The organism is Clostridium sp. 10cd*, assembly GCF_044336395.1.
GTDB classification, from domain to species: Bacteria; Bacillota_I; Bacilli_A; order Erysipelotrichales; family Erysipelotrichaceae; genus Clostridium_AQ; species Clostridium_AQ innocuum.
Window position 1 is genome coordinate 2,756,132 of sequence record NZ_CP172347.1, and the last position, 12,093, is coordinate 2,768,224.

9 protein-coding genes and 1 tRNA gene are annotated in these 12,093 nt (G+C 46.4%); 4 read left to right on the plus strand and 6 right to left on the minus strand.

The window, feature by feature from the left end; genetic code table 11:
- Positions 1–75: 75 nt before the first annotated feature.
- Together ACG3M1_RS13675 and ACG3M1_RS13680 are read left to right on the plus strand one after the other, a co-directional pair.
- Positions 76–1,284, plus strand: a complete 1,209-nt coding sequence (locus ACG3M1_RS13675) for an acetyl-CoA C-acetyltransferase (RefSeq protein ID WP_002611456.1) — start codon at positions 76–78, stop codon at positions 1,282–1,284.
- A 196-nt stretch (positions 1,285–1,480) separates the two neighbouring features.
- A complete protein-coding gene (locus tag ACG3M1_RS13680; RefSeq protein WP_008819296.1) occupies positions 1,481–2,686 on the plus strand; it encodes an acetyl-CoA C-acetyltransferase in 1,206 nt (401 codons plus the stop codon).
- Between the two features lie 120 nt (positions 2,687–2,806).
- Here ACG3M1_RS13680 and feoB read toward each other — a convergent pair whose 3' ends face one another.
- The 6 genes from feoB to ACG3M1_RS13710 all read right to left on the minus strand — a co-directional run bounded on the left by feoB (position 2,807) and on the right by ACG3M1_RS13710 (position 10,455).
- Entirely contained in the window at positions 2,807–4,921 is a 2,115-nt protein-coding gene (feoB, locus tag ACG3M1_RS13685; protein WP_008819297.1) for a ferrous iron transport protein B, read from the minus strand.
- Positions 4,911–5,156, minus strand: a complete 246-nt coding sequence (locus tag ACG3M1_RS13690) for a FeoA family protein (protein ID WP_008819298.1) — start codon at positions 5,154–5,156, stop codon at positions 4,911–4,913. The genes feoB and ACG3M1_RS13690 overlap by 11 nt, the downstream gene beginning before the upstream one ends.
- Positions 5,157–5,518: 362 nt before the next feature.
- Positions 5,519–6,655, minus strand: coding sequence for an aldo/keto reductase (locus ACG3M1_RS13695; protein ID WP_002611464.1), 1,137 nt, complete (start codon positions 6,653–6,655; stop codon positions 5,519–5,521).
- A 532-nt stretch (positions 6,656–7,187) separates the two neighbouring features.
- Entirely contained in the window at positions 7,188–8,141 is a 954-nt protein-coding gene (locus ACG3M1_RS13700; protein ID WP_002611466.1) for a homoserine O-succinyltransferase, read from the minus strand.
- Positions 8,142–8,154: 13 nt separating this feature from the next.
- Positions 8,155–9,420 (minus strand): O-acetylhomoserine aminocarboxypropyltransferase/cysteine synthase family protein, encoded by a 1,266-nt coding sequence (locus tag ACG3M1_RS13705; RefSeq protein WP_008819300.1) that lies wholly within the window; start codon positions 9,418–9,420, stop codon positions 8,155–8,157.
- A gap of 84 nt (positions 9,421–9,504) precedes the next feature.
- Positions 9,505–10,455 (minus strand): Gfo/Idh/MocA family protein, encoded by a 951-nt coding sequence (locus ACG3M1_RS13710; RefSeq protein WP_008819301.1) that lies wholly within the window; start codon positions 10,453–10,455, stop codon positions 9,505–9,507.
- Positions 10,456–10,565: 110 nt separating this feature from the next.
- Here ACG3M1_RS13710 and ACG3M1_RS13715 point away from each other — a divergent pair, with 110 nt between their 5' ends.
- Positions 10,566–11,243 (plus strand): TIGR00266 family protein, encoded by a 678-nt coding sequence (locus ACG3M1_RS13715; protein ID WP_008729216.1) that lies wholly within the window; start codon positions 10,566–10,568, stop codon positions 11,241–11,243.
- Between the two features lie 403 nt (positions 11,244–11,646).
- A tRNA-Gly gene (locus ACG3M1_RS13720) sits at positions 11,647–11,720 on the plus strand.
- Positions 11,721–12,093: the final 373 nt, after the last annotated feature.

A 12,093-nucleotide genomic window follows, 5' to 3' on the forward strand; every position in this document is an offset into this window, starting at 1 on the left:
CGTTACCATAGCCTTGACAAAGGGTCCTCTTCCCCTTCCCCAAGGAAGACCAATATAGAAAGCGGAGGTTATTACATGAGAAAAGCATATGTCGTAGCAGCAAAGCGAAGCGCTATCGGAAGCTTCATGGGCGGGCTTACCAACATGCCCCTGGTAGATCTGGGAGCTGCTGTTTTAAGCAGAACCATCGAGGAGGCAGGCATTGATCCTGCCAATATCGACGAGGTGATTGTCGGAAACGTGATTGCGGCAGGTCTTGGTCAAAACATCGGACGTCAGGTCAGCATCAAGGCCGGTGTCCCTGTTGAGGTATGTGCACAGTCCCTGAATATGCTGTGCGGTTCCGGATTAAAGGCGGTTATGGAAGCCACCATGCGCATCCAGTGCGGATTCGGCGATATCTTTGTAGCCGGTGGTGTGGAATCTATGACCAATGCACCGTATCTGGTGCCTAGTAAGGTGCGAAACGGTGTGAAGATGGGTGACATGAAGATGGTGGATTCCATGCTGCATGATGGATTAACAGATGGTATGTATGGGATACACATGGGTGTTACCGCAGATAATATAGCGAAAAAGTATTCCATTTCCCGTGAGGATCAGGACGCCTTTGCCTATGCATCCCAGCAGAAGGCAATCGCTGCCATCGATTCCGGGCGCTTTCAGGATGAAATCGTGCCGGTAGAAGTACCCGGCCGTAAGGGCAGTGTGACGGTATTTGACACCGATGAGCACCCGAACCGTGCCTCCACGCCGGAAAAGCTGGCAAAGCTGCGTCCCGCTTTCACAAAGGACGGTACCGTTACTGCCGGAAATGCTTCCGGTATCAATGACGGTGCCAGCTTTACAATCATCGCCAGTGAGGATGCCGTTAAGAAATATAATCTGACACCGCTTGCGGAAGTCATCGGCATCGGTCAGGGCGGTGTAGATCCACGCGTCATGGGTCTTGGTCCTACGCCTGCGATTCTGCATGCGCTGAAGTATGCTGACCTGTGCATCGAGGACATGGAGCTCGTAGAGCTGAATGAAGCGTTTGCTGCACAGTCTCTGGGTGTCATTCATGAACTGGAGGAAGCAACCGGCATGGATCGTAACGCCTTTATGGAAAAAACCAACGTCAATGGCGGAGCAATCGCACTGGGACATCCGGTCGGTGCATCCGGAAACCGAATTCTGGTGAGTCTGCTTCACGAAATGCAGAAGCGCGATTTGAAAATCGGACTGGCTTCCCTGTGCATCGGCGGCGGACAGGGTGCTGCAGTCATCATCAAACGCGTATAAACAAAAGAACAAGCTCACAAGGGCTTGTTTTTCCTGCTTTTGTGTTTCAAAATCGTAAAAAGAGAAATCCGACAGATGCATTCACTTATGAATTTTTTCACAAGTTATTGACAAATGCATGAATTTTCGTTACTATGTTGATGTATTGAGTGTCGTATGCGACACGTTACATTGAAAGAAAGACAGGTAGAGAAAAATGAGAAAAACTTATGTTGTTAGCGCTAAACGTAGTGCAATCGGTAGTTTCTTAGGATCTTTAACTACCGTAAAACCAGTTGATTTAGGGGCTACAGTAGTAAAGGCACTGCTGGAAGATGGAAAGGTTGCTCCTGAGCAGGTAGACGAGCTGCTGTGCGGGAACGTGCTGAGCGCTGGTCTGGGACAGAACATCGGACGTCAGGTTGCCCTTGCTGCAGGAATTCCGGAAAGTGTATGCTCACACTCCGTGAACATGGTATGTGGTTCCGGACTTCGTACCGTTATGGAGGGTGTTATGTCCATTCAGACAGGATTTAATGACATTGTCGTTGCCGGTGGTGTGGAATCCATGTCCGGTGCTCCTTACCTGATTCCTGCAAATACACGTACAGGAAACAAAATGGGAGATTTCAAGTGTGTAGACCATATGATCTACGATGCCCTGACAGATGCTATGAACGGTATCCACATGGGTGTTACGGCAGAGAACATTGCCAAGAAATACAATATCACACGTGAAATGCAGGATGCATTCGGTTATGCTTCTCAGCAGAAGGCTATCGCTGCTGTTGATTCCGGACGTTTCAAGGACGAAATCGTTCCTGTTGAAGTGAAGCTGAGAAAAGAAACAATCGTATTTGATACAGACGAGCATCCAAACCGCAAATCCACTCCTGAAAAGATGGCAAAGCTGCGTCCGGCATTCGTTAAGGACGGTAGTGTAACGGCTGCCAACGCATCCGGCATCAACGATGGTGCTTCCTTCGTTCTGCTGGCAAGTGAAGAAGCTGTCGAAAAATACAACCTGACTCCGCTGTGCGAGGTAGTCGGCATCGGTCAGGGTGGTGTGGATCCGTTAACAATGGGTCTGGGACCTACTCCGGCAATCCGCAATGCATTGAAATATGCAGACATGAAGCTGGATGAGGTTGAACTGGTAGAGCTGAATGAAGCATTTGCCGCTCAGTCTTTAGGTGTTGTACACGAGCTGGTGGAAGAGCACGGAATCGATCGTGAAGCATTCCTGGAAAAAACGAATGTAAACGGTGGAGCAATCGCTCTGGGTCACCCGGTTGGTGCGTCCGGAAACCGTATTCTGGTTACACTGATTCACGAAATGATCAAGCGTGATGCGAAATCTGGTCTTGCATCTCTGTGCATCGGTGGTGGACAGGGTACCGCTGTTATCGTAAAGCGCCCATAATATATAAGAAAAGAGGAACTCACACACGGCTCCTCTTTTTTTGTACCCGTTTATTTGAATTTATCTTTCTATAACATACATGCGCTCCCTTTACAAATCATCAAGGATCGGCAGACATAGTTATACCAGCAGAAAGATATGCGCAAGCAGATTGATTCCCATACACAGCAGGATACCAAGTACGGTTGGCAACAGAAAGCTGACGGCAGTCCATTTCCAGCTTTGTGTTTCCTTGCGTATGGTGAGCAGTGTAGTAGCACATGGAAAGTGTACCAGAGAGAACATTAGGGTGCAGATGGCGGTTACCCATGTCCAGCCGTTGTTGACGAACAGCTCCTTTAATACGGCAAGATCACCGATATCCGTCATCGATCCATTTGCCAGATACGCCATGATCATGATCGGTACAACGATTTCATTTGCCGGGAAGCCCAGAAGGAAGGCCAGCAGAATGACACCGTCCAGCCCCATCAGATGAGCAAAGGGATCCAGAAACAGCGATATATGCTGCAGCAGGCTTGCATCCTGAACCTGAATATTGGCCAGCAGCCAGATAATTGCTCCGGCAGGTATGGCAACACTCACTGCCCTGCCCAGCACGAACAGCGTACGGTCAAAGATGGAACGCACGATCACCTTGCCAAACTGCGGTCGCCGATACGGAGGAAGCTCCAGTGTAAAGCTTGACGGCACTCCCTTCAGCAGCGTTTTCGACAAAAAGCGTGAGGTGAGAAAGGTCAGGATGACACCAAATACAATAACGCCCGTCAACAGCAGTGTTGACAGAAGACCATTCCACGGTGCCGCCACCACCCCTGCAAAGAACATCGTAATAATACTGATCAGCGTAGGAAAGCGGCCATTGCAGGGTACAAAGGTATTGGTGATAATTGCAATCAGACGCTCCCGCGGACTGTCGATAATACGGGCTCCACTGACCCCGACGGCATTGCAGCCAAATCCCATACACATCGTCAGCGCCTGTTTCCCGCAGGTGCAGGCCTTTTGAAAGAAGCCGTCCAGATTAAAAGCGATTCGCGGCAGATAACCAAAGTCCTCCAGCAGTGTGAACATCGGAAAGAAGATTGCCATCGGCGGCAGCATAACGGAAATTACCCAGCCGCAGGTTTTCACGACTCCATCCACAATAAAGCTGGTGATATATGGATTCATACTCCAGGAGGCAAATAGCTGATGCAGCCATACCTGCAGATCCTCAAACATTCCTGAAAGCATTTCGCTTGGAACATTGGCTCCGGAAATGGTAATCCAAAATATTACAGATAACAATACGACCATCCATACCAGTCCCCAGCCTTTGCTGGTAACAACATGATCAATACGCATATCCCGGTTCTGGTAGGATGCATTGTTAAATATAATACATTCTTCACTGATTTCCCTTGCTCTTTCATGCAGGGCGTGTACTACGATATCTTCAAAGCGTTCATACAAATCCTTATCCTTTAAGCGAGCAATCTGTTTTTCCACCTCTGCCCTTGTTTCCTCCTGGTTTTCGATATCCTCATAAAACAGCGTGCTGTCAACCTCCGGATCCAGCAGCTTCAAGGCCGTGAAGCGTGTATTGAGCCGCCGTGTTTTCATAACATCAGCTACCGCAGCAATGGCCTGCTCCAGATCTTTGGCATAACGGACTGCAGCCCCTTGCGTATCACTTACACGGTTTCCCACCTCTTCAATGGCTTCCTTGACATCCTCAAAGCCCTCATGATTGCGTGCGCTCATTTCTACGACACGAACCTTCAAAAGCTTGGCAAGCTTTTCCGTATCAATCGTAATGTTCTTCTTTTTGGCTTCATCCATAAGATTTAAAACAAGTACGACATGATCTGTGATTTCCATCGTTTGCAGAACCAGGTTCAGGTTACGTTCAAGAACAGTGGCATCACAGATAACCAGGCACACATCGCATGGCTCAAAGCACACATAATTTCGTGTAACCTCCTCCTCACTGGAGTGTGCAAGCAGGGAGTAGGTTCCAGGAAGATCTATCATCTGATTCTGGCGATACCTATGTGTATAGTGTCCTTTCGCAAGCTCCACCGTTTTCCCCGGCCAGTTACCGGTATGCTGATTCATGCCGGTAAGCTCATTGAATACCGTGCTTTTACCAACATTGGGATTTCCAAGCAAAGCAATGGTATATCCCTTGCGCTGCTTCAAGTACATTTCATTGATATTGTCGTTCGCCTGAACGAGCTTTTCAAACAGCATATGCAGCCTCCTTCCCTTTTATCAGAATCCGCTCACTGTCTTCACTGCGTAAAGCGATTTTACAGCCCTTGATCAGATAGGCACGCATATCCCTGCTGGGACTTTCCAAAACCGGTGTCACTCCAGTGCCCGGTACGAACCCAAGATCCATCAGCCTGCGTTTCATCAAAGCTGTATGCTCGATATCTACCACAAAAACCTCTTCGTTGAGAACAGCATCTTTTAAACAGTTCATTTCTACCCTCCTGCACCTATACTATCAACCTACGGGCAAATGCGCCTCCACAAATGCCTACAACCACCATCTCCCTTTCCGTAAGCAGGCAGAAGCAGCAGCGTCAAAAAGTGGAGTTTCTCAGGTATGCTGCTTACAGGAGACTGTGCAAATACTTAAAAAAATGATAGAGGTACCCCAGCACATACGCAATAAAAGCTGACAGCATAAGCGGCTCTTTTGCTCAGCTTGCTGTCAGTGCCACATAGCTGTAATTTCTGCAATGTAAATGGAAGACTGCTTAGAAAGGTTCACTAAAAAAGGAATGCCGCCATGATATCACGCGAACACTCCTGTCTGTATTTATGAGTTGCTTTTCATGCTTACCCAGCTTTGCTCTTAAGAAGCTCCATATCGCTGCTCATATGTGCCAGATCCTCACGTATAGCGATATGCTGTGGACACAGTGCTTCACATTTCCCGCATTTCTTACACTGGCTGCTTCTTTCTTCCTCCTTCATTTCTTCAAAATAACGTTTTCTTGCCACTTCCGTATTTCCATATTTTGCATGCTCATTCCAGATGCGGAAATTCTTTGGAATATCCAGACCAAATGGACACGGCATACAGTACGCACAGCCTGTACAGCCGTTCATCGTTCTCGCCTTGATTTCTTCTGCGATTTCCTTAATCAACCCCTGCTCCGCTACGCTCAGCGGTTTAAAATCTTCAAAGGTTGACAGGTTATCGAGCACCTGCTCCATGGTGGACATGCCACTGAGTACCACCTTAACATTTGGCTTACTGGCTACCCAGCGAAGCGCCCAGGAGGAGATGCTGCTATTGGGTGCAGCCTCCTTTAAGCGTGAAGCAAGATCCTGTGGCAGCTTGGAAAGCGAGCCGCCCTTCACCGGCTCCATGATGACCATCGGAATTCCCAGTTTCTCAGCCAGGGCATAGCCGCGATCTCCGGCCTGCTCTTGTGTATCCACATAATTATACTGTATCTGGCAAAAATCCCATTTGCGATAAGTCAGTATCTCTTCAAATACGTCGTATTCATCATGAAAGGAAAAGCCGAAATTCCGTATTTTTCCCTGCGCTTTTAATTCTTCACAATATGCAAGAATGCCCAGCTGCTTTGCTTTTTCCCATTTCGCCTTATCTACCGCATGGAGCAGATAAAAATCCACATACGTTACATCAAGGCGCTTCAGCTGATTTTCAAACATCGCTTTCGCATCCTCCAGCGTGTTCAAATCCCAAAGCGGCAGCTTTGTTGTCAGATAGTAGCTGCTTCTATCGTATTTTTTCAGCACACGGCCTACAAACGGTTCACTATCTCCATGATGATACGGAAACGCTGTATCGATATACTTCACACCATGTGCGATTGCGGTATCCAGCATCCGTTCAGCTTCCGCCTCATCAATCTTCCCCTGTGCATCCAGCGGGAAACGCATACATCCAAATCCCAGCAGGGATGGCTGATACTCCTCATTCAGCTCTCTGTATTCCATACTTCAAACTCCTCCTTTAACCAGCATCTTATAATACCTATATTATAAACGCAGAGGAAGAAAAAGGAAACAGAGCAGGCAAAAATATCTTACAAAAAGCTGTCCGACACTTACAATGGTGTTTCAAAATGCAGGATACAGTTCAGGGAAAGCTATTGTTTCCTTTGCAAGCCATCCTATCTGAACAATGAAAGCTGCAAATCATCAAAATAACTGGGGCACATCCCTTGCTTGCTATGCTGTCTATAGGGTCTGATTTGTCAATGCTGCGATCTCATAACGAGTATCTGAGAAATAAAAAAAGGATAGAAATCATCCAATCAAAGCTTGGTTTCTACCCATTCGCTCGGTGACTGCAGATAGATGTTTCGATTAACAGGCTGTTTAAACTCATCGTTCATTGACTTCCTGTATTTTTCAAGAAACGCAGTTCTCTGTGAAAACGGCCTGCACCTTAAGCCTGTTACAACACACAAGGCACTGGATCTCCATGGCATGTATACCCTGTATCATATCAGGATATTATTTCTATTCATACAGACGCTGCAGCCACGTTATGTTCTTGTTTATAAGCACTTAATTCCTGCAGGTCATACGGTGTCATCTGATATACGTAATTCAGCCAGTTGCGATACAACAGATTTGCATGAGAACGCCATGTTAAAACAGGCTCCTGCTGTGGATCATCCTCAGGGAAATAATTAAAGGGAAGCTGAATTTCCTTACCCTGCGAAAGATCGCGGAAATATTCCTGCGCCAGTGTTTCCTTGCCATATTCCAGATGCCCCAGGATATAAATTTCCCGGAAATCTCCGGTCGCAACAATATTGCTGCCGGTTACATCCGAGCGGGATAAAATTTCAAGGGCTTCCTGCTTAGCCAGTGCATGTTCATCAATGGCAGTATGGCGGGAATGCGGCGTGTAATGTATTTCATCAAAGCCATTTGTCAGAAAATTGTATTCATCACATAACGTTTGCGGATAAATACCAAATACCTTCTGCTTCATCAAATGCTTCTGAATATGATAATGATAATACAATCCTGCCTGTGCACCCCAGCAGATATGCAGCGTGGAGTACACATGAGTTTTGCTCCATTCCATGATTTCACAAAGCTCGTCCCAGTAATCGACATCCTCAAATTCCAGATGCTCCACCGGTGCACCGGTTATAATCAAACAGTCATAACGGTTCTTTTTCAGCGTCGAAAAATCATCATAGAACTTCAACAGATGATCAGCACTCGTGTTTTTGGAAACATGATTGCTGACCATCATAAAATCGATATCCACCTGTAATGGGGATTTGGATATCAGACGCAGAATCTGTGTTTCCGTTTCAATTTTTTTTGGCATCAGATTGAGGATAACAATTCTCAGCGGGCGGATATCCTGCTTTCTAGCTACATCCTCTTCCAGTGCAAAGATTTTTTCACTTTCCAGAATCTGCTTGGCTGGCAGGCCATTCGGTATATTGATCGGCATGCTGTTTCATCTCCTATATCTGTGCGAACGCCTGTGTTAAATCTTCCAGGATATCATCAATATGCTCTATCCCGCAGGACAGTCGAATCAATCCCGGTGTGATACCGCAGTTTACCAGCTGTTCATCCGTAAGCTGCCGGTGTGTTGAGCTTGCCGGATGCAGAATACAGGTGCGAATATCCGCAACATGGACTTCCAGAGATACCATCTTCAAATGATCGATGAAAGCAGCTGCGCGCTCTCTTCCTCCCTTGATGGAGAAGGAAATAACGCCACAGCATCCCTTCGGCAGATATTTTTGTGCCAGGGCGTGATATTTATTCTGCTTGAGACCCGGATAGTTTACAAATTCCACCGCGTCCTGTGATTCCAGAAATTCAGCCGTTCTTTGTGCATTCGCACAATGACGTTCCATACGGACTGCCAGCGTTTCCAGCCCCAGATTCAACAGGAATGCAGAATGCGCAGCCGGATAACAGCCCAGATCACGCATCAGCTGAACTCTGGCCTTGGTGATATAAGCTGCTTCCTTGAAGGTATCCGTATACACGATACCATGATAGGAGGCATCCGGTGTGCTCAGACCCGGGAATTTGCCGTTTGCCCAGTTGAAGGTTCCCCCGTCAACGATAACACCGCCAATCTGCAGGGCATGTCCATCCATATATTTTGTTGTGCTGTGAATGACGATGTCCGCACCGAAACGAAACGGCTGACACAGGACAGGCGTCGCAAAGGTATTATCGACAAACAGCGGAATATCATGTGCATGTGCGACACTGGCAAATTTCTCAATATCCAGTACATTCATGGCAGGGTTTGCCATAATCTCTCCAAATACCGCTTTCGTATTCGGGCGAATCAGCTTTTCGATTTCCTCTGCAGCCGCATCCGGATCCACATAGGACACTTCGATGCCGAATTTTCGGAAGGTGATAGACAACAGATTGACTGAACCTCCGTAAATGGTAGAGGAAGCAACCAGATGGTCTCCGCTTTCCAGCACATTCATTAAAGCAAGGAAGGTTGCGGACTGTCCGGATGTTGTACAAAGTGCTCCGACACCACCCTCCAGTGCTGCGATTTTTTTCTCTACCGCATCCACCGTCGGATTGGAGATACGGGAATACATGTGTCCCTCCGCTGTCAGATCAAACAGCTGTCCGACAAAGTCTGTAGAGTCATATTTATAGGTCGTACTCTGGTAAATCGGCAGAACACGAGGTTCTCCGTTTTTCGGTTCATAGCCTGCATGCAGACATTTCGATTCAATTTTCATTACAATTACCTCACCTTTCACTGCGTATTATTTTACTATTTTTATGAAAATTATTCAATCCGTAATGAAAAACTTTCAGAAATTTTAAAGAGATTTCACATATTCCAGAACTTTCATAATTTCCATGCTCTGCCGCTCTCCCAGAATCGGGCTCTCCAGCAGCCCCTGCTGTATGCATGCCGCCGCATGCTCCACCTCTCCGGTAAAGTCGGATTTCATGTCAACCTCGATGGGGGTACAGATACCATCCCTTTTTAGAATCGCTCGGGTATTCTTCCAGAAGTTTTCTGTCTCAATGCTTCCCTTACTGCCATACAACACTCCGCGGTTATCCATCCACTGCTTCCAGCCGCTGCGCACACTGGCAATTACGCCGTTATCGTAGGTGAGCAATGCCTGTGTGAACATATCATAGCCCCCTGCTGCACAATCCTTGACCGCCTGAATGTCAGAGATACATCCATCGGAAAACCAGTTCGCATAACAGATCGGATACACACCGACATCATAGACGCTGCCGCCTGCTTCTTTAGAGAAGCACCAGTGATCCTCCTCCATTTCTGAAAGATCGATTGGATAGGAATAGCTGCCCTCCACATACCGCAGCTGTCCAATCACTCCTTCCTTCACCAGCTGCTTGAGTTTTCTGTTCAGCGGCGTAAATAATGTCTTTTCTGCTTCCATCAGAAACAGATTGCTGCTGCGTGCCAGCTCAAAGCACTCCTTTAGCTGCTCAGCATTCGCCACCAGCGGCTTTTCACATAAAACATGCTTTCCATGGCGCAAAGCGTTTTGAATATGCTCGAAATGCAAATGATTTGGTGTGCATATATATACCATCTCCACCTGCGGATCCTGCAGGAGTCTTTCATAGCTGTCATAAATTTTCTGAGCTCCATATAGTCTCTGAAATTCCCCTGCTTTTTCTAAGGAGCGTGAGCCAACCGCATACAGCTCTGCGTTTTCTGCATAGCAGATTCCCTTAGCTACTCGATGCGCAATCTGCCCCAGACCCATAATTCCTACACGTATCATCGTATGTCCTCACTTTCTGCTCTAATTTTATCGCACTTTTGTATAATAGAAAAGGTAAATATTTTCCAATTATGATAGAATAAAGATATCATACGACAGGAGGAGATTCAATGAAATATGAAATTATCGGCGGACAGCTGCCGGCCGTTGTCTGCAAGCTGGATCGCGGGGAAAAAATGTTTACTGAATCCGGTGGAATGTGCTGGATGGAAGAAGGGTTCTCTATGGATTCCAATACCCGTGGAGGGCTGCTGAAGGGACTGGGACGTGCCATGTCCGGCGAGTCTATTTTTCTAACCACGTATACCAGCAGTCACGACCATGCGGAAATCGCCTTCGGCTCCAGCTTTCCAGGTAAGATTCTGCCGGTTACCCTGCATGATGGAAAGACGCTCATTGTTCAGAAAAACGCCTTTCTTGCTGCAGAGGACGGTGTGAATCTACAGGCACATTTCCGCAAAAAGCTGGGTACCGGATTTTTCGGCGGTGAGGGCTTTGTCTTACAGAAGCTGACAGGAAACGGTACAGCCTTCCTTGAGATAGATGGAGATATCATCGAAAAAACACTGGCTCCCGGTGAAACCTTGCAGGTGGATCAGGGGTATATCGCCGGATTCGAGGAATCTGTACACTTTGATATCACAACGGTAAAGGGATTGAAAAACAAGTTTTTCAGTGGTGAAGGGATGTTCCTTGCGACGTTAAGCGGTCCCGGCAAAATCTGGCTGCAGACAATGCCATTCAGTGTTTTGGCAGACCGTGTAATTTCTCTGGTGCCTAAAAATTAACCAAACACCTTCTCATATGCTGCATAAAAGTGTATGAGAAGGTGTTTTTATCAGGCCGTGGTTGATATCCAAATCTCTTGCAGTATAAACGATGGAAACAGCAAGATAAACAGCTTTTACAGATTTGAAAGGGATATGCGTATATCAGAGCTATCGTAACGAGGTTTTCTTCCGGTAAAAGTAATGCCTTGGTCAATATTCACCATTGACATTTGGAGAAACTCATAAAACCATAACGTGAGTGAGTATCAGGCTATAACAAATCAATCCCCAAGATATCTCTTGTATTTTTACAGGCTCTCACAGAGGAATAGGAGCCTATCGGTAAAAAAAACGAAAAAAATTAAAAAAAGTGTTGCATAAACTAAAAAAATAGTGTATATTATTAGAGCAATCAAGAGATGCGGGTGTAGTTCAATGGTAGAACTTCAGCCTTCCAAGCTGACTACGTGAGTTCGATTCTCATCACCCGCTCCATATATCAAATAAGCCGATAATTATCGGCTTTTTTTGTGCTTTTTGAAAACTTGACCAACGATTTGACCAACTTTATGGCTGTACTGAAGAACACCTGCGTGTTTAGACAAAAGCGTAGCTTCCTTTACAGATAAGGGTATTTCTAGATACAGCCCTTAAAGGCTTCCGATTCTATAGCCACTCAAAAATCACAGAGAACCCTACCGTTTTTTTATACAGAAATATGCAGCATAAGAGAAAGTGCGCAAAAGCAGGCTGTCTACATGCTGCCATCGCTATCAATACGCTGATGCACATCTTATTTTATTCTTATATTACAGAGCTTTAAGTTCTAAACACAAACTTTTCTATCCTTCTAAGCGATATGTTCGCC